The sequence below is a fragment of the Fictibacillus sp. 7GRE50 genome, from assembly GCF_015903875.1.
GTDB classification, from domain to species: Bacteria; Bacillota; Bacilli; order Bacillales; family Fictibacillaceae; genus Fictibacillus; species Fictibacillus phosphorivorans.
Genome location: NZ_JACZDW010000009.1, coordinates 17,662 through 34,696 on the forward strand (window position 1 = coordinate 17,662; position 17,035 = coordinate 34,696).

The 17,035-nt window shown below is 43.0% G+C and carries 24 protein-coding genes; 1 reads left to right on the plus strand and 23 read right to left on the minus strand.

What is annotated here, in order from left to right:
- Nucleotides 1-28: 28 nt before the first annotated feature.
- From rplF to rpsJ, 17 genes are read right to left on the minus strand one after another with little or no spacing between them, the layout of a single operon-like run.
- Nucleotides 29-568 (minus strand): 50S ribosomal protein L6, encoded by a 540-nt coding sequence (gene rplF / locus IHV12_RS20825; protein WP_066390685.1) that lies wholly within the window; start codon nt 566-568, stop codon nt 29-31.
- Between the two features lie 24 nt (nt 569-592).
- On the minus strand, nt 593-991 hold the full coding sequence (rpsH, locus tag IHV12_RS20830) for a 30S ribosomal protein S8 (RefSeq protein WP_066390683.1): 399 nt from the start codon (nt 989-991) through the stop codon (nt 593-595).
- 32 nt (nt 992-1,023) lie between these two features.
- On the minus strand, nt 1,024-1,209 hold the full coding sequence (gene rpsN, locus IHV12_RS20835; RefSeq protein WP_066390681.1) for a 30S ribosomal protein S14: 186 nt from the start codon (nt 1,207-1,209) through the stop codon (nt 1,024-1,026).
- 24 nt (nt 1,210-1,233) lie between these two features.
- On the minus strand, nt 1,234-1,773 hold the full coding sequence (gene rplE, locus IHV12_RS20840; protein WP_066390678.1) for a 50S ribosomal protein L5: 540 nt from the start codon (nt 1,771-1,773) through the stop codon (nt 1,234-1,236).
- A 26-nt stretch (nt 1,774-1,799) separates the two neighbouring features.
- A complete protein-coding gene (gene rplX, locus IHV12_RS20845) occupies nt 1,800-2,111 on the minus strand; it encodes a 50S ribosomal protein L24 (RefSeq protein ID WP_066294477.1) in 312 nt (103 codons plus the stop codon).
- 57 nt (nt 2,112-2,168) lie between these two features.
- On the minus strand, nt 2,169-2,537 hold the full coding sequence (gene rplN, locus IHV12_RS20850) for a 50S ribosomal protein L14 (RefSeq protein ID WP_066237936.1): 369 nt from the start codon (nt 2,535-2,537) through the stop codon (nt 2,169-2,171).
- 45 nt (nt 2,538-2,582) lie between these two features.
- Nucleotides 2,583-2,846, minus strand: a complete 264-nt coding sequence (gene rpsQ, locus IHV12_RS20855) for a 30S ribosomal protein S17 (RefSeq protein ID WP_066390676.1) — start codon at nt 2,844-2,846, stop codon at nt 2,583-2,585.
- A 22-nt stretch (nt 2,847-2,868) separates the two neighbouring features.
- On the minus strand, nt 2,869-3,072 hold the full coding sequence (gene rpmC, locus IHV12_RS20860; RefSeq protein WP_066237940.1) for a 50S ribosomal protein L29: 204 nt from the start codon (nt 3,070-3,072) through the stop codon (nt 2,869-2,871).
- The gene (gene rplP, locus IHV12_RS20865; protein ID WP_066237943.1) at nt 3,062-3,496 is read right to left on the minus strand and encodes a 50S ribosomal protein L16; all 435 of its coding nucleotides are present in this window, start codon (nt 3,494-3,496) and stop codon (nt 3,062-3,064) included. The genes rpmC and rplP overlap by 11 nt, the downstream gene beginning before the upstream one ends.
- Before the next feature lie 2 nt (nt 3,497-3,498).
- On the minus strand, nt 3,499-4,158 hold the full coding sequence (gene rpsC / locus IHV12_RS20870) for a 30S ribosomal protein S3 (RefSeq protein ID WP_066237945.1): 660 nt from the start codon (nt 4,156-4,158) through the stop codon (nt 3,499-3,501).
- Nucleotides 4,159-4,161: 3 nt separating this feature from the next.
- Nucleotides 4,162-4,503, minus strand: a complete 342-nt coding sequence (rplV, locus tag IHV12_RS20875) for a 50S ribosomal protein L22 (protein WP_066237948.1) — start codon at nt 4,501-4,503, stop codon at nt 4,162-4,164.
- A gap of 19 nt (nt 4,504-4,522) precedes the next feature.
- Nucleotides 4,523-4,801, minus strand: a complete 279-nt coding sequence (gene rpsS, locus IHV12_RS20880; RefSeq protein ID WP_066237951.1) for a 30S ribosomal protein S19 — start codon at nt 4,799-4,801, stop codon at nt 4,523-4,525.
- 57 nt (nt 4,802-4,858) lie between these two features.
- Nucleotides 4,859-5,689 (minus strand): 50S ribosomal protein L2, encoded by an 831-nt coding sequence (gene rplB / locus IHV12_RS20885; RefSeq protein ID WP_066390675.1) that lies wholly within the window; start codon nt 5,687-5,689, stop codon nt 4,859-4,861.
- Between the two features lie 28 nt (nt 5,690-5,717).
- Complete coding sequence (rplW, locus tag IHV12_RS20890; RefSeq protein ID WP_137792245.1) at nt 5,718-6,005, minus strand: 50S ribosomal protein L23; 288 nt, start codon at nt 6,003-6,005, stop codon at nt 5,718-5,720.
- On the minus strand, nt 6,005-6,628 hold the full coding sequence (rplD, locus tag IHV12_RS20895; protein ID WP_066390669.1) for a 50S ribosomal protein L4: 624 nt from the start codon (nt 6,626-6,628) through the stop codon (nt 6,005-6,007). Before rplD ends, rplW begins: the two co-directional genes overlap by 1 nt.
- A gap of 17 nt (nt 6,629-6,645) precedes the next feature.
- Nucleotides 6,646-7,284, minus strand: coding sequence for a 50S ribosomal protein L3 (gene rplC, locus IHV12_RS20900; RefSeq protein WP_066237965.1), 639 nt, complete (start codon nt 7,282-7,284; stop codon nt 6,646-6,648).
- A 49-nt stretch (nt 7,285-7,333) separates the two neighbouring features.
- A complete protein-coding gene (gene rpsJ, locus IHV12_RS20905) occupies nt 7,334-7,642 on the minus strand; it encodes a 30S ribosomal protein S10 (protein ID WP_053356198.1) in 309 nt (102 codons plus the stop codon).
- A 678-nt stretch (nt 7,643-8,320) separates the two neighbouring features.
- Here rpsJ and IHV12_RS20910 point away from each other — a divergent pair.
- A complete protein-coding gene (locus IHV12_RS20910) occupies nt 8,321-8,536 on the plus strand; it encodes a hypothetical protein (protein ID WP_197192141.1) in 216 nt (71 codons plus the stop codon).
- Between the two features lie 5 nt (nt 8,537-8,541).
- On the opposite strand, the gene tuf is transcribed toward IHV12_RS20910, so the two are convergent.
- From tuf to rpoC, 6 genes are all read right to left on the minus strand, one after another.
- Nucleotides 8,542-9,732 (minus strand): elongation factor Tu, encoded by a 1,191-nt coding sequence (tuf, locus tag IHV12_RS20915; RefSeq protein ID WP_066390665.1) that lies wholly within the window; start codon nt 9,730-9,732, stop codon nt 8,542-8,544.
- A gap of 116 nt (nt 9,733-9,848) precedes the next feature.
- On the minus strand, nt 9,849-11,927 hold the full coding sequence (gene fusA / locus IHV12_RS20920; RefSeq protein ID WP_197134187.1) for an elongation factor G: 2,079 nt from the start codon (nt 11,925-11,927) through the stop codon (nt 9,849-9,851).
- A 75-nt stretch (nt 11,928-12,002) separates the two neighbouring features.
- Nucleotides 12,003-12,473: a 30S ribosomal protein S7 gene (gene rpsG, locus IHV12_RS20925; RefSeq protein ID WP_197134190.1), complete on the minus strand. Its 471-nt coding sequence runs from the start codon at nt 12,471-12,473 to the stop codon at nt 12,003-12,005.
- Nucleotides 12,474-12,519: 46 nt separating this feature from the next.
- Nucleotides 12,520-12,942: a 30S ribosomal protein S12 gene (rpsL, locus tag IHV12_RS20930; protein WP_197134192.1), complete on the minus strand. Its 423-nt coding sequence runs from the start codon at nt 12,940-12,942 to the stop codon at nt 12,520-12,522.
- A gap of 116 nt (nt 12,943-13,058) precedes the next feature.
- Nucleotides 13,059-13,307: a 50S ribosomal protein L7ae-like protein gene (locus IHV12_RS20935; protein WP_066237983.1), complete on the minus strand. Its 249-nt coding sequence runs from the start codon at nt 13,305-13,307 to the stop codon at nt 13,059-13,061.
- Nucleotides 13,308-13,391: 84 nt separating this feature from the next.
- Nucleotides 13,392-17,015 (minus strand): DNA-directed RNA polymerase subunit beta', encoded by a 3,624-nt coding sequence (gene rpoC / locus IHV12_RS20940; protein ID WP_197192142.1) that lies wholly within the window; start codon nt 17,013-17,015, stop codon nt 13,392-13,394.
- Nucleotides 17,016-17,035 lie beyond the last annotated feature (20 nt).

Below are 17,035 nucleotides of genomic sequence, written 5' to 3' on the forward strand. Positions count from 1 at the left end.
TTGCACTCCTTTCCGCTACCTAACGGCTTTATTTACCAGTTTTACCTTCTTTACGGCGAACGAATTCACCTTCGTAACGAATACCTTTACCTTTGTAAGGCTCAGGTGAACGAACTGAACGGATGTTTGCAGCAACTTCACCTACACGTTGCTTGTCAATACCCTTAACGATTACCTTCGTGTTAGAAGGTACTTCGATGTCGATCCCTTGCTCAGGAACGATTTCAACAGGATGAGAGTAACCTACGTTAAGTACAAGCTTGTTACCAGCTTTGGAAGCACGATATCCAACCCCGATAATTTCTAGAGCTCTTTCATAACCGTTAGTTACACCGATAACCATGTTGTTTAGTACGCTACGAGTTGTACCATGCAATGCACGGTGCTCTTTGTGGTCGCTCGGGCGTTCCACAGTAATTTCGTTATCTTGAACATTAATCTTAATGTCAGCATTGAATTTGCGAGAAAGTTCACCTTTAGGGCCTTTTACAGAAACCGTGTTGTCAGTTGCAACATCGATTGTAACGCCACCTGGAACTTCAATCGGTTTGTTACCTACGCGAGACATGTTGACACCTCCATTCGCTATTTATTACCAAACGTACGCTAGTACTTCGCCACCCATTTGTGATTGGCGAGCTTCTTTATCAGTCATAATGCCTTTAGAAGTAGATACGATCGCAATACCAAGTCCTCCAAGTACACGTGGAAGATCAGTTGATTTTGCATAAACACGTAGTCCAGGCTTAGAGATACGCTTAAGACCTGAGATTACACGCTCATTGTTAGAACCGTACTTAAGGAAGATACGAATCATTCCTTGTTTGCTATCCTCTACATATTCCACATCGCGAACAAAACCTTCACGCTTTAGGATTTCTGCGATTTCTTTTTTCATATTAGAAGCAGGAAGCTCCAATTTATCGTGACGAACAGTGTTTGCGTTGCGGATACGAGTAAGCATATCTGCAATTGGATCTGTCATAACCATTACTAGTTACCTCCTTCCCTTTTTTCAGGGTATTACCAGCTGGCTTTTTTAACGCCAGGAATTTGACCTTTGTAAGCAAGTTCTCTGAAACAAATACGGCACAGTTTGAACTTGCGGATTACTGAATGAGGACGCCCGCAACGTTCACAGCGCGTATATTCTTGCACTCCGAACTTTTGCTTGCGTTGTTGCTTAGCAATCATGGATTTCTTTGCCACGGGTAAACCTCCTTTGGCTAAAGGTTATTTTTGGAACGGCATTCCGACTTGTGTAAGAAGCTCACGTGCTTCTTCGTCAGTGTTCGCAGTCGTTACGATAACGATGTCCATTCCGCGAACTTTGTTTACTTTATCATAGTCGATCTCCGGGAAGATCAATTGCTCTTTAACTCCAAGCGTGTAGTTACCGCGGCCGTCGAAAGACTTCTTGGAAACCCCGCGGAAGTCACGTACACGTGGAAGGGAAACGCTGATTAACTTATCAAGGAAGTCATACATGCGCTCTCCGCGAAGTGTAACTTTTGATCCGATCGGCATACCTTCACGAAGTTTGAATCCAGCGATAGATTTCTTAGCACGCGTGATCACAGGCTTTTGACCAGCGATTGCTGTAAGTTCCTCTACTGCTGTATCTAACACTTTAGAGTTGGATACTGCTTCACCAACACCCATGTTGATAACGATTTTTTCGATCTTTGGTGCTTGCATTACTGAAGTGTAATTAAACTTTTCCATTAGAGATGGTAAGATCTCTGCTTTATATCGCTCTTGTAGACGGTTCATTATGTGTCCTCCTTTCACTCTGAGACTTATTTATCTAGGGTTTCACCAGATTTTTTGGCCACACGAACTTTTTTCCCATCAACTACATTGTAGCCTACACGAGTAGGAGCACCAGTTTTAGGGTCAAGAGGCATTACGTTAGAAGCATGAATTGGTGCTTCTTGGCTAAGGATTCCACCTTGTGGATTAGCTTGAGAAGGTTTTGCGTGTTTCTTAACAACGTTCACACCTTCAACAAGCACTCTATTTAGCTTCGGATAAGCTTCAAGGATCACACCTTGTTTACCTTTATCCTTGCCGGAAATAACTTGTACTTTATCGCCTTTTTTCACATGCAATGGCATTGTGATGTTGCACCTCCTTACAAGACAATAAACGCCTTGCTAGTAAATATATTAAAGAACTTCTGGAGCAAGAGATACGATTTTCATAAATTGCTTGTCACGAAGTTCACGTGCTACTGGTCCGAAGATACGAGTTCCTCGAGGACCTTTATCATCCTTAACGATTACAGCCGCGTTCTCATCAAAGCGGATGTAAGATCCGTCGTTACGGCGCATACCACGCTTAGAACGTACCACTACCGCTTTAACAACGTCACCTTTCTTAACAACGCCACCTGGTGTTGCGGACTTAACCGAACAAACGATAATGTCACCAACGTTAGCGTACTTACGACCAGAACCACCAAGAACTTTAATGCAAAGTAACTCTTTCGCACCGGAGTTATCAGCTACTCTTAAACGGGATTCTTGTTGAATCATGCGAATGGACCTCCTTTCGGATATGAGTATAATCCGAACAATTTATTAAATAATTACTGCTTCTTGTACTACTTCAACTAGACGGAATCGCTTGTCTTTAGAAAGCGGACGCGTTTCCATAACCTTTACGATATCGCCAATTTTAGCAGTGTTGTTTTCATCATGCGCTTTTAACTTTTTAGAGTATTTAACGCGCTTGTTATATAAAGTGTGAGTCTTGTAAGTTTCTACAAGCACTGTAATCGTTTTGTCCATCTTGTCAGAAACAACACGACCAGTGTACACCTTGCGCTGGTTACGTTCACTCATTGTGCGAACCTCCTCTCAAGATTTAACCGTTAGTAATCCCAAGCTCTCTTTCACGTAAAACCGTTTTTGCACGGGCAATTGCTTTACGAACTTCACGAATGCGGGCCGGGTTTTCAAGTTGACCTGTCGCTAGTTGGAAACGAAGGTTAAAAAGCTCTTCTTTAAGTGCTTTTGCTTTTTGTTCAACTTCTGCAGTGGTCAGGTTACGAATATCATTAGCCTTCATTTGTGTCACCACCCACTTCTTCGCGTTTAACAAACTTACATTTTACAGGAAGTTTGTGTGCTGCAAGACGCAACGCTTCGCGTGCCACTTCTTCAGAGACACCTGCGATTTCAAACATAACTTTTCCTGGCTTAACTACTGCTACCCATCCTTCAGGAGCACCTTTACCAGATCCCATTCGGACTTCTAGAGGCTTTGCAGTGTAAGGCTTAGACGGGAAAATTTTAATCCATACTTTACCGCCACGCTTCATATAACGAGTCATCGCAATACGAGCTGCTTCGATCTGACGGTTAGTAATCCAGCTAGCTTCAAGAGCTTGCAAACCGAATTCTCCGAAATGAACTTCAGTACCGCCTTTTGCGTTCCCACGCATTTTACCGCGGTGTTCACGACGATATTTAACACGTTTTGGCAATAACATAATTATTTGCCTCCTTCCTCTTTTTTCGTTCCTCTTGTTGGAAGGACCTCACCACGATAAATCCAGATTTTAACTCCAAGCTTACCGTAAGTTGTGTCTGCTTCAGCAGTACCGTAATCGATGTCTGCACGAAGTGTGTGAAGAGGAACTGTACCTTCACTATAATGTTCAGCACGAGCGATATCAGCTCCGCCAAGACGGCCTGACACTTGTGTTTTGATACCTTTCGCTCCCATACGCATTGCACGTTGGATCGCCTGCTTCATAGCACGACGGAAAGATACACGGTTTTCAAGTTGACGAGCGATGTTTTCAGCTACTAGCTTAGCATCAACGTCAGCTTGTTTGATTTCAAAGATGTTTACGTGAACTCTTTTACCAGTGATGTCGTTAAGGGCTTTACGAAGTGCTTCAACTTCAGATCCACCTTTACCGATAACCATTCCTGGTTTAGCAGTTTTGATTGTGATATTCACACGGTTAGCTGCACGTTCGATTTCAACACCTGATACAGCAGCGTCTTTTAAACGCTTTTCAATATAAGAACGGATCTTAAGGTCTTCATGTAAAAGATTAGCGTAATCCTTTTCAGCGTACCATTTTGAATCCCAGTCACGGATGACGCCAATACGTAGACCTATTGGATTTACTTTTTGACCCACGTCTTAACCCTCCTTCTTTTCAGAAACAACGATTGTGATGTGGCTAGTACGTTTGTTGATACGGCTTGCGCGACCCATCGCACGAGGACGGAAACGCTTAAGAGTAATACCTTCATCAACGAACGCTTGCTTAATCACCAAGTTGTTCGGTTCCATTTCATAGTTGTGTTCTGCGTTTGCGATAGCAGACTTAAGCACCTTTTCAATTACAGGAGAAGCTGCTTTAGGCGTCAAACGTAGAATCGCAAGTGCCTCACCTACTTGCTTGCCTCGAATCAAGTCGATTACGATGCGAGCTTTACGAGGAGCAATACGCACTTGTTTAGCAATTGCTTTTGCTTCCATTTTGTGTACCTCCCCTCAATTAACGTCTTGTTTTCTTATCATCAGCTGCATGGCCTTTGTAAGTACGAGTAGGTGCAAACTCACCTAACTTGTGACCGACCATATCTTCTGTACAATAAACCGGCACGTGCTTACGACCATCATAAACAGCGATTGTGTGACCGATGAAGTCAGGGAAAATCGTAGAACGACGAGACCAAGTTTTAACTACTTTCTTGTCGTTAGATTCATTAAGTGCCTCGACCTTTTTCATCAAGTGGTCATCTACAAAAGGCCCTTTTTTCAAACTGCGACCCATTTGAGAACCTCCCTTTGTGTTTGCGCTACGGCTCGATTGAACCGTAGTACAATCACATTATTTTTTGCGACGACGTACAATGTACTTGTCAGTTTGGCTATTTTTCTTACGAGTTTTATATCCAAGAGTTGGTTTACCCCATGGAGACATTGGTGATTTACGTCCGATTGGAGCGCGTCCTTCACCACCACCGTGTGGGTGATCGTTAGGGTTCATTACAGAACCACGAACTGTTGGGCGGATACCCTTCCAACGAGAACGACCTGCTTTACCAACGTTCACAAGTTCATGCTCTAAGTTTCCAACTTGACCGATAGTTGCACGGCAAGTAAGAAGGATCATACGAACTTCACCAGAACCTAGACGAACTAGCGCGTACTTTTCTTCTTTACCAAGAAGTTGAGCTTCAGCACCAGCTGAACGAGCTAATTGTCCACCTTTACCAGGCTTAAGTTCGATGTTGTGAATTGTAGAACCTACAGGAATGTTAGCTAATGGAAGTGAGTTACCTACTTTAATATCAGCTTCAGTACCGGACATGATTTCTTGCCCTACTTTAATTCCTTTTGGAGCTAAGATATAACGCTTCTCACCATCTGCATAGTGGATTAGCGCGATGTTAGCCGTACGGTTTGGATCGTATTCAATTGTAGCAACGCGACCTGGTATTCCGTCTTTGTTACGTTTGAAATCGATGATACGATACTTACGCTTGTGTCCTCCACCTTGGTGACGAACAGTTAGTTTACCTTGGTTGTTACGCCCAGCTTTTTTGCTAAGAGGAGCAAGCAAGGATTTTTCTGGTTGGTCAGTTGTAATTTCAGCAAAGTCAAGCTGAGACATGTTACGACGACCGTTAGTTGTCGGTTTAAACTTTTTGATACCCATTGTAATTTCCCTCCTTTACGAGTTCTTTTTAAACTCCTTCAAAAAAGTCGAGTTCTTTGCTTTCTGGAGTTAATGTAACTACTGCTTTTTTACGTTTAGAAGTGTAACCAGTATGACGGCCTACACGCTTGAACTTACCTTTGTAGGTAGCAGTGTTTACAGATTGAATTTTTACGCCAAAGATTTCTTCTAGTGCGCCTTTGATTTGAGTCTTAGTAGCACGAGGATTAACTTCGAACGTGTATTTTTTGTCAGCCATTATTTCAGTAGAACGCTCTGTAATAACGGGGCGCTTAATCACATCACGAGCTTCCATTATGCGAGCACCTCCCCTACTTTTTCCACAGCGTCTTTAGTCATAAGAAGCTTGTCGTGGTTTAACACGTCAAGAACACTAACGCCGTTAGCCGTAACAACTGTTACGCCAGGGATGTTACGTGCAGACAATGCAACAGCGTCATTGTAATCAGCAGTTACAACTAATGCTTTACGATCTGCGGATAGATTTGCAAGAACTTGCATCATTTCCTTTGTTTTAGGAGCTTCGAATGCAAGACCTTCTAAAACGATTAAGTCGTTATCTAGAACCTTAGAAGATAGCGCTGATTTAATAGCTAAGCGACGAACCTTCTTTGGTAATTTGTAAGAATAGCTTCTTGGTGTTGGTCCGAAAACCACTCCACCGCCAACCCATTGTGGAGAACGGATAGATCCTTGACGAGCACGTCCAGTACCTTTCTGTTTCCAAGGCTTGCGTCCACCACCAGCAACTTCAGAACGGTTCTTTACATCGTGCGTTCCTTGGCGCTGTGATGCTTGCTGCATAATAACAGCGTCAAAAAGCACGCTTTTATTTGGTTCAATACCGAAAACGGAATCGTTTAATTCGATATCGCCAGCTTGAGTACCATCTTGTTTAAATAATGCTACTTTTGGCATCAGATTGTCCTCCTTCCTTATTTAGCATCCTTTGCTTTAACAGCAGAGTTAATTGTAACGTAGCTCTTTTTCGCTCCAGGTACGTTACCTTTGATTAGTAGAAGATTACGTTCTGCATCAACTCTTACAACTTCTAAGTTTTGTACAGTTACTGTATCTCCGCCAGTACGTCCAGGTAATGCTTTCCCTTTGAAAACACGGTTAGGGTCAACTGCACCCATTGAACCAGGACGACGGTGGTAACGGGAACCGTGGCTCATTGGCCCGCGTGATTGCCCGTGACGTTTGATAACACCTTGGAATCCTTTTCCTTTAGATGTACCAGTAACGTCTACAGCGTCACCTTCTGCAAAAATGTCAGCTTTGACTTCCTGACCAACTTCGTATCCCGCAACATCAACATTACGGAATTCTTTAACGTAGCGCTTAGGGCTCGTGCTAGCTTTAGCAGCATGTCCTGCTTGTGGCTTGTTAGTACGAGAGTCTTTTTTATCATCAAATCCAAGTTGGATAGCTTCGTAGCCATCATTCTCAACGGATTTCTTTTGAAGAACAACGTTAGGAGTTACTTCTACTACAGTAACTGGAATTAGATCTCCGTTTTCTGCGAAAACTTGAGTCATACCAATTTTTCTACCTAAGATTCCTTTGGTCATTCGTCACACCTCCTATTAATAAGTAAAATATTTATAAGCAAACGTGAAATTATAGTTTAATTTCGATGTCTACACCAGACGGTAGATCCAAACGCATTAACGAATCAACTGTTTGTGGTGTTGGCTCGATAATATCGATCAAGCGCTTATGAGTACGCATTTCGAACTGCTCACGAGAGTCCTTGTACTTATGAACCGCACGAAGGATCGTGTAGATCGCTTTCTCAGTAGGTAGTGGGATAGGACCTGATACCTTTGCTCCTGAACGCTTAGCAGTTTCTACGATTTTTTCAGCTGATTGATCAAGAATTCTGTGATCATACGCCTTTAAACGGATACGAATCTTTTGCTTTGCCATTTTTTTCCCTCCTTTATTCGCCTATTTTGATAAACAGACATTGCTCCGCGGAAATTCAACCTGATATCACCAGCCATGGCAAAGGGGCCTAGTGTGTCAGCAACCTTCCGGATCATCGCAGTGAATGACCAACATTACTTATTATAGAGAAAAGCAATGCCCAATGCAAGTGTTATTTGCATTTATTTATTGCTAATCGCACTTTTTCTATTATAGAGACTTTATCAGGAGATTTCAACTTCCTTTTTCTTCTTTTGCATATTTGAATGTGTTTCTTCTATATATATAGAAGAAATGCGATTGGTGGTGGTGAATTTAGATTGTTCCAGCTCCAGCAACCGTGCGCATGGAGTTGATTTTATACCTCGCGGATTTATGGTGTGAACTCCCGGAATTATGAATCGAATTTCAGGATTTACGATTTGATTTACCGTTCCGCTACTTTTTAAAGGATCTCATATCACTTTTTCTTTATAAGAGCCATTTATTAAAAATATTATTCTTTTATCTCTCTTATAAATAAGTACATGGTTTTTTAATCCTTGTCTACTTTGACAGTTGATTGGAGTGGAAGTGCAAGACTCCTGCGGGACAGGCGGGCAGTCCGAAAAGTGGAAGTGGCTTGTCCAGCCCCGACAAGCAAAAGGTGAATAGACTAGGAAGGTGCTCTTTGCCTTCATGGTCTATTTAACTTTTGACCTCAAGGGGCTAGCCACTGCAACTAGACAGATGAGACACTTATACGTGAAACGTAAAAATGTGGCTCATCGCCTGCCCCGCGGAAAGCGAAGCACTGGAACGGAAATCAACTACTTTCATCAGCAACAAAGCGTTATAAATGAATTCAAAATAAAAAACACCCTCCAAAAGGAGAGTGTTTTTATTAAAGAGTAATAAGATTACTCAGTGATTGTTGCAACTACGCCTGCACCAACAGTACGTCCACCTTCACGAATAGAGAACTTAGTTCCTTCTTCGATAGCGATTGGAGCGATTAGTTCTACAGTCATCTCAACGTTATCTCCAGGCATAACCATTTCTACGCCTTCAGGAAGTTGGATGATACCAGTTACGTCAGTTGTACGGAAGTAGAACTGAGGACGGTAGTTAGAGAAGAATGGAGTGTGACGTCCACCCTCTTCTTTTGAAAGAACATAAACTTCTGATTTGAACTTAGTGTGAGCTTTAACAGTACCTGGCTTAGCAAGAACTTGTCCACGCTCAACATCTTCACGAGAAACCCCACGAAGAAGTGCACCAATGTTGTCACCAGCTTCAGCATAGTCAAGAAGCTTACGGAACATTTCAACACCTGTTACAGTTGTTGATTTTGGCTCTTCAGTAAGACCAAGGATCTCAACTACGTCACCAACTTTTACTACACCACGCTCAACACGTCCAGTAGCAACTGTACCACGACCAGTGATTGAGAATACATCCTCAACTGGCATCATGAATGGCTTTTCAGTGTCACGTGGAGGAGTTGGGATATAAGAATCTACAGCGTCCATTAGCTCGTAGATTTTAGCTTCCCAATCAGCGTCTCCTTCAAGAGCTTTAAGAGCAGAACCTTTGATTACAGGAATATCATCTCCTGGGAAGTCATACTCAGAAAGAAGGTCACGAACTTCCATTTCTACTAGCTCAAGAAGTTCTTCGTCGTCTACCATGTCACACTTGTTCATGAATACAACAAGGTAAGGTACACCTACTTGACGAGAAAGAAGGATGTGCTCACGAGTTTGTGGCATTGGGCCGTCAGCAGCAGATACTACTAGGATCCCACCATCCATTTGTGCTGCACCAGTGATCATGTTCTTAACATAGTCAGCATGTCCTGGGCAGTCTACGTGTGCATAGTGACGAGAATCAGTTTCATACTCAACGTGTGCAGTTGAGATTGTGATTCCACGTTCGCGCTCTTCTGGAGCACCGTCGATTTGGTCATAAGCCATTGCTACACCCTTACCGTTTTTCTTAGCAAGAACAGTAGTGATAGCAGCTGTTAAAGTTGTTTTACCATGGTCAACGTGACCGATAGTACCAATGTTAGCATGCGTTTTGGAACGATCAAATTTCTCTTTACCCATGAGAAAGATTCCTCCTTAAATATGTTTACATATAGTAGATTTTTTTATTTAAAACGAACAGTTTGTACTGCCCATTTTAGATTACATGAAAATGTTGCTTCTTACAACTGAGGAGATTAAGCTCCAGTTGATTTTTTGATGATTTCTTCAGAGATTGACTTAGGTACTTCTTCGTAGTGATCGAAGTGCATTGAGTAAGTACCGCGGCCTTGTGTACGAGAACGCAAGCTAGTTGCATATCCGAACATCTCAGCAAGTGGAACCATCGCTTTAACGATTTGTGCGTTACCACGAGCTTCCATACCTTCAACACGTCCACGACGGGAAGTTACGTCACCCATGATGTCACCCATATACTCTTCAGGAACCGTTACTTCAACTTTCATGATCGGCTCTAGAATTGCAGGGTCACACTTTGATTTAGCGTTCTTAAGAGCCATTGAACCGGCAATCTTAAACGCCATTTCGTTGGAGTCAACATCATGGTATGATCCATCAACGATACGAGCTTTAAGGTCAAGTAATGGGAAACCAGCAAGCATTCCGTTTTTCATTGATTCTTCGATACCAGCTTGAACTGCAGGGATGTATTCACGAGGAACTGCCCCACCAACGATTTTGTTTTCAAATACGAATCCAGATCCTTCATCACCTGGCTCGAATTCGATCCAAACGTGACCGTATTGTCCACGACCACCAGACTGACGAACGAATTTACCTTCAACCTTAGCAGCTTGGCGAATTGTTTCACGGTAAGCAACCTGAGGAGCACCCACGTTAGCTTCTACCTTGAATTCACGGCGCATACGGTCAACTAGGATGTCAAGGTGAAGCTCACCCATACCTGCGATGATCGTTTGTCCAGTTTCTTCGTTTGTTTCAGTACGGAATGTTGGATCTTCTTCAGCTAGCTTAGCAAGTGCCATACCCATCTTGTCTTGGTCTGCTTTAGACTTCGGCTCGATAGATAGTGAGATAACTGGCTCTGGGAATACCATGGATTCTAAGATAACAAGGCTCTTTTCATCACAAAGTGTATCACCAGTTGTAGTGTCTTTAAGACCTACAGCAGCTGCGATATCTCCAGCGTATACGACAGAGATCTCTTCACGGGAGTTTGCATGCATTTGAAGGATACGTCCAACACGCTCGCGCTTTCCTTTAGTAGAGTTCTGTACGTATGATCCTGAGTTTAGTGTACCAGAGTACACACGGAAGAATGTTAACTTACCAACATAAGGGTCAGTCATAACTTTAAATGCAAGTGCAGAGAATGGTGCTTCGTCACTTGATTCACGAGTTACTTCTTCTTCAGAGTCAGGAAGTACACCCTTGATAGCTGGTACATCGATTGGCGATGGAAGGTAATCAAGAACTGCGTCTAGCATAAGCTGTACACCTTTGTTCTTAAATGCCGAACCACACATTACCGGATAGAACTCAACGTTACAAGTACCTTGACGGATACCTGCTTTAAGTTCTTCGTTCGTAATTTCTTCGCCTTCTAAGTACTTCATCATCATTTCTTCATCTAGCTCAGCAACCGCTTCGATAAGTTTTCCACGGTATTCTTCAGCTAAAGGCATGTGCTCTTCCGGAATGTCACGAACTTCGATATCAGTACCAAGATCGTTTCCGTAGAATACAGCTTTCATTTCGATAAGGTCGATGATTGCTTCGAATTGGTCTTCCGCACCGATCGGTAATTGGATCGGGTGAGCGTTAGCACCAAGGCGGTCATGAATCGTTTTTACGGAGTATAAGAAATCCGCACCGATCTTGTCCATTTTGTTTACGAATACAATACGAGGTACCCCGTAAGTAGTCGCTTGACGCCAAACTGTTTCTGTTTGTGGTTCAACACCTGATTGAGCATCAAGTAATGCAACCGCTCCGTCTAATACACGTAATGAACGTTCTACTTCAACTGTAAAGTCTACGTGTCCTGGTGTATCAATGATGTTGACACGGTGACCTTTCCATTGAGCAGTAGTAGCAGCGGAAGTAATCGTGATTCCACGCTCTTGTTCCTGCTCCATCCAGTCCATTTGTGAAGCTCCTTCATGAGTTTCACCAATTTTGTGGATACGGCCAGTATAGTAAAGAACACGTTCAGTAGTCGTTGTTTTACCAGCATCGATGTGAGCCATGATACCGATATTACGAGTATTTTTTAAGGAGAATTCTCTAGCCATGAATTTCTCTCCTTCCCTTTTTAAAAGGAATTTTTATAGTGTTTTAGAGACAGTCCGAGAACTGTCTCTATGATTTTACCAGCGGTAGTGAGCAAACGCTTTGTTTGCTTCTGCCATTTTGTGCATATCTTCGCGCTTCTTAACTGAAGCACCAGTGTTATTAGCAGCATCCATGATCTCATACGCAAGACGTTCTTCCATTGTCTTTTCTCCGCGTAGACGAGAGTAGTTCGTTAGGTAACGAAGTCCTAGTGTTGTACGACGCTCTGGGCGAACTTCAACTGGTACTTGGTAGTTAGCTCCACCAACACGGCGAGCACGAACTTCAAGAACTGGCATGATATTTTTAAGAGCTTGTTCAAACACTTCCATAGGATCTTGGTTTGTACGTTCTTTAATAAGTTCGAACGCATTGTACAAGATTGTTTGAGCTACCCCTCTCTTACCGTCAATCATAATTTTATTGATTAGACGAGTTACAAGCTTAGACTTGTAAATTGGATCAGGTAACACATCACGACGAGCAACAGGTCCTTTACGTGGCATGTGGTCCCCTCCTTTCTAATAGTTGTTTTAATTTATTTTAATAATATTACTTCTTAGCTTCCTTTGGACGCTTCGTTCCGTATTTAGAACGACCTTGCATACGGTTGTTAACACCAGCCGTATCAAGAGCACCACGAACGATGTGGTAACGTACCCCCGGTAAATCTTTTACACGTCCTCCACGGATAAGAACAACACTGTGCTCTTGAAGGTTGTGGCCAATACCAGGAATGTAAGCTGTAACTTCGATTCCGTTAGTTAGACGAACACGCGCATATTTACGAAGCGCCGAGTTCGGCTTCTTAGGAGTCATAGTACCAACACGCGTACAAACTCCACGCTTTTGCGGAGATGAAACGTCAGTTTGGGACTTTTTGAAGCTGTTGTAACCTTTGTTTAACGCAGGAGAGTCAGATTTCTTTGATTTAGAAACACGACCTTTGCGAACTAATTGGTTAATTGTAGGCATTTTGTATTTCCTCCTCTCTTTTTTCGTAATACCACCGACCCAGGTGGTTCATTTTAGGACAAAAGAAAGTTTTTGCGAGAGGAGCGATATTGATGCCCATCGCAAAAACATGAATTTTATCCTTTTATCGCAACAGTTGCGGCCCCGACATCTATACCGCATGCTTTTCCAAGCTTTTTCATGGAATCAACCTTTACGATCGGTACGTGCTTCTCTTCGGCAATTTGCAATACTTTGCTCGTTACTCGAAAATCCGCGTCTTCCGCAACGACCAGCTCTTTGACCTCGCCGTTCTGTAAAGCTTTGATTGTTTGCTTAGTACCTACGATAATTTCAGAAGCCTGTGTCACTTTTTCATAAGACATACGAATATCCTCCAAAGTAACAAATCTTAGGAGCACATCCGTAATCATATCACCGATGCGCTCCCGATGTCAACATTTCATTTATTAATCTTGAGAAACAAGTTCTGTAGGCAATTCTGCCTCTTCATTGTTCTCATCTTCAACTACTGGAGAGTTGATTCCGATGTTTCTGTAACGGTTCATACCTGTTCCAGCCGGGATCAGCTTACCAATAATAACGTTTTCCTTAAGTCCGAGTAATTCGTCACGCTTACCTTTGATGGCAGCATCCGTAAGAACTCGTGTTGTTTCTTGGAATGATGCAGCAGATAAGAATGATTCTGTCTCAAGAGATGCTTTTGTGATACCAAGAAGCACTGGACGACCTGTGGCAGGCGTTCCACCTTCAAGAAGTACACTACGGTTAACATCCGTGAAGGCATGAATATCCATAAGAGCTCCTGGAAGTACTTGAGAATCACCAGAATCGATGATGCGCACTTTACGAAGCATTTGGCGAACCATTACTTCAACGTGCTTATCTCCGATTTCTACCCCTTGCATACGGTAAACTTTCTGAACCTCACGCAATAGGTATTCTTGTACGCCTTCTGCACCACGTACTTTAATTAATTCTTTAGGATCGATCGAACCTTCCGTCAATACTTGACCTGCAGTTACTTTATCGCCTTCGACCGCTTTAATGCGGGCACCGAAAGGAATTGTGTAAGTTCTAGATTCAATCTCACCTTGAACGACTACTTCACGCTTATCTTTATTGTCGTTCACGCCAACAACCGTACCTTCAAGCTCAGAGATAACCGCTTGACCTTTCGGGTTACGCGCTTCAAACAATTCTTGGATACGCGGAAGACCTTGTGTAATATCGTCTCCAGCTACACCACCTGTATGGAAGGTACGCATTGTAAGCTGTGTACCTGGCTCACCGATGGATTGAGCGGCGATAATTCCAACAGCTTCCCCAACTTCAACGTCAGAGCCTGTTGCAAGGTTTCGTCCGTAACATTTCTTACAAACGCCGTGACGTGTGTCACAAGTAAATACAGAACGGATCGTTACTGCTTTCACGCCTACTTCTTCAATATGAGCGGCCATGTCTTCAGTGATCAGCTGATTAACGTCTACAAGAAGTTCTTTTGTTTCAGGATGGTATACCTTTTTATAAGCAGTACGGCCGATCAAACGCTCATGAAGAGGCTCGATAACTTCGTTGCCTTCTTTAATAGCTGCAACTTCTAAGCCACGGTCCGTTCCACAGTCATCTTCACGTACGATAACATCTTGAGCAACGTCAACCAAACGACGAGTAAGGTAACCTGAGTCAGCTGTTTTAAGGGCTGTATCGGCAAGACCTTTACGCGCTCCGTGTGTAGAGATAAAGTACTCGAGTACTGTTAGACCTTCACGGAAACTTGATTTGATTGGAAGCTCGATGATTTTACCAGCCGGGTTGGCCATCAGACCACGCATACCAGCTAGCTGCGTAAAGTTAGATGCGTTACCACGGGCACCGGAGTCACTCATCATGAAGATTGGGTTTCGCTTATCAAGTGTACCCATCAATTTATTTTGGATTTCGTCTTTCGCCAAACTCCAAACATTAATTACACGCTCATAGCGCTCTTCTTCCGTGATCAAACCACGTCTGAATTGCTTTGTAACGTTAACTACTTTTTCTTCGGCTACAGCAAGGATCTCTTGCTTTTCAGGTAATACAACGATATCGGATACACCGATCGTGATACCAGCGCGCGTAGAATATTTAAATCCTAAGTCCTTCATGCGGTCAAGCATCTTAGACGTTTCAGTAATCTTAAAGCGTTTGAATACTTCCGCGATAATCTTACCTAGGATTCCTTTCTTAAATGGAACAATTTCCTCATGCTTCTGAATTTCCTCTTTTACATTAGCAGCCGGATCTAAGAAGTACTTTTCAGGTGTTTCCACTTGAAGGTTCGTCGTAGTCGGTTCGTTAATGTACGGGAATGACGGCGGCAGGATTTCGTTGAATAACAACTTACCTACTGTAGTCATAAGAAGCTTAGATTGCTGTTCATCTGTGAAAGTTTCTTTATTTAAGCTGGATACCGGTACTGCAATACGAGAATGCAAGTGCACGAATCCATTTTCATAAGCGATGATCGCTTCATTGATGTCTTTGAATACAGACCCTTCACCAATAGCTCCTTCACGTTCAAGAGTTAGGTAATAGTTACCTAAAACCATATCCTGTGACGGTGTTACTACCGGCTTACCATCTTTCGGGTTCAAGATGTTTTGGGCAGCTAGCATTAGAATACGAGCCTCTGCTTGTGCTTCAGCAGATAGAGGAACGTGGACCGCCATTTGGTCACCGTCAAAGTCAGCGTTGTAAGCTGTACATACGAGCGGGTGAAGACGGATTGCACGACCTTCTACAAGCGTCGGTTCGAATGCTTGGATACCAAGTCTGTGAAGTGTAGGTGCACGGTTTAGTAGAACTGGGTGTTCACGAATAACTTCTTCAAGTACATCCCAAACTTCTGGCTGAACGCGCTCTACTTTGCGTTTTGCACTCTTAATGTTGTGTGCAAGACCTTTTGATACTAGCTCTTTCATAACGAATGGTTTGAAGAGCTCAAGTGCCATCTCTTTAGGAAGACCACATTGGTACATCTTTAAGTTCGGACCTACTACGATAACCGAACGGCCAGAGTAGTCAACACGTTTACCTAGCAAGTTTTGACGGAAACGTCCTTGTTTCCCTTTCAGCATGTGTGAAAGTGATTTTAACGGACGATTTCCTGGTCCAGTAACCGGACGGCCACGACGACCATTATCGATTAATGCATCGACTGCTTCTTGAAGCATACGTTTTTCATTTTGAACGATAATGTTAGGAGCACCTAGATCTAATAGACGCTTCAAACGGTTGTTACGGTTGATAACACGACGGTAAAGGTCGTTAAGGTCAGATGTGGCAAAACGTCCACCATCAAGCTGAACCATCGGACGCAATTCCGGCGGAATAACCGGAAGTACTTCAAGAATCATCCAGTCGGCATGGTTGCCAGAATGACGGAATGCTTCTAATACTTCTAAACGCTTAATCGCACGTGTACGACGTTGTCCTTGTGCTGTTTTAAGCTCTTCTTTCAACATCTCAACTTCTTTTTCAGCATCGATGTCTTCTAGAAGACGTTTGATCGCTTCTGCACCCATTTGTGCAGTAAAACCTTTTCCATACTTTTCACGGTATGTGCGGTATTCCTTCTCTGAAAGCAGTTGTTTCTTCTCAAGAGGTGTATCTCCTGTATCAGTAACAACATATGAAGCAAAGTAGATTACTTCTTCTAATGCTCTTGGAGACATATCCAAAACAAGACCCATACGGCTTGGGATACCCTTGAAGTACCAAATGTGAGATACAGGAGCAGCAAGCTCGATGTGACCCATACGGTCACGTCGAACTTTAGCTCTTGTTACTTCAACACCACAACGGTCACAAACCACGCCTTTATAACGGACGCGCTTATACTTTCCGCAATGACATTCCCAGTCTTTTGTCGGACCGAAAATTCTTTCACAGAACAAGCCGTCTTTTTCAGGCTTAAGTGTACGGTAGTTGATTGTTTCAGGTTTCTTTACTTCCCCTCTTGACCACGACCGGATTTTGTCCGGTGAAGCAAGACCAATTTTCATATATTCAAAATTATTTACGTCTATCAAGGAGCGTACCTCCCTTTTGA

Coding starts and splice junctions, on each gene's coding strand:
- rplF (WP_066390685.1), bottom strand. CDS start 568: ATGTCTCGCGTAGGTAACAAACCGATTGAAGTTCCAGGTGGCGTTACA.
- rpsJ (WP_053356198.1), bottom strand. CDS start 7,642: ATGGCAAAGCAAAAGATTCGTATCCGTTTAAAGGCGTATGATCACAGA.
- rplV (WP_066237948.1), bottom strand. CDS start 4,503: ATGGAAGCAAAAGCAATTGCTAAACAAGTGCGTATTGCTCCTCGTAAA.
- rplC (WP_066237965.1), bottom strand. CDS start 7,284: ATGACCAAAGGAATCTTAGGTAGAAAAATTGGTATGACTCAAGTTTTC.
- IHV12_RS20935 (WP_066237983.1), bottom strand. CDS start 13,307: ATGTCTTATGAAAAAGTGACACAGGCTTCTGAAATTATCGTAGGTACT.
- rplW (WP_137792245.1), bottom strand. CDS start 6,005: ATGGAAGCTCGTGATGTGATTAAGCGCCCCGTTATTACAGAGCGTTCT.
- rpsQ (WP_066390676.1), bottom strand. CDS start 2,846: ATGAGTGAACGTAACCAGCGCAAGGTGTACACTGGTCGTGTTGTTTCT.
- fusA (WP_197134187.1), bottom strand. CDS start 11,927: ATGGCTAGAGAATTCTCCTTAAAAAATACTCGTAATATCGGTATCATG.
- rpsG (WP_197134190.1), bottom strand. CDS start 12,473: ATGCCACGTAAAGGACCTGTTGCTCGTCGTGATGTGTTACCTGATCCA.
- IHV12_RS20910 (WP_197192141.1), top strand. CDS start 8,321: ATGGTCTATTTAACTTTTGACCTCAAGGGGCTAGCCACTGCAACTAGA.
- rplE (WP_066390678.1), bottom strand. CDS start 1,773: ATGAACCGTCTACAAGAGCGATATAAAGCAGAGATCTTACCATCTCTA.
- rplP (WP_066237943.1), bottom strand. CDS start 3,496: ATGTTATTGCCAAAACGTGTTAAATATCGTCGTGAACACCGCGGTAAA.
- rpsS (WP_066237951.1), bottom strand. CDS start 4,801: ATGGGTCGCAGTTTGAAAAAAGGGCCTTTTGTAGATGACCACTTGATG.
- rpmC (WP_066237940.1), bottom strand. CDS start 3,072: ATGAAGGCTAATGATATTCGTAACCTGACCACTGCAGAAGTTGAACAA.
- rplB (WP_066390675.1), bottom strand. CDS start 5,689: ATGGGTATCAAAAAGTTTAAACCGACAACTAACGGTCGTCGTAACATG.
- rpsL (WP_197134192.1), bottom strand. CDS start 12,942: ATGCCTACAATTAACCAATTAGTTCGCAAAGGTCGTGTTTCTAAATCA.
- rplD (WP_066390669.1), bottom strand. CDS start 6,628: ATGCCAAAAGTAGCATTATTTAAACAAGATGGTACTCAAGCTGGCGAT.
- rpsH (WP_066390683.1), bottom strand. CDS start 991: ATGGTTATGACAGATCCAATTGCAGATATGCTTACTCGTATCCGCAAC.
- rplN (WP_066237936.1), bottom strand. CDS start 2,537: ATGATTCAACAAGAATCCCGTTTAAGAGTAGCTGATAACTCCGGTGCG.
- tuf (WP_066390665.1), bottom strand. CDS start 9,732: ATGGGTAAAGAGAAATTTGATCGTTCCAAAACGCATGCTAACATTGGT.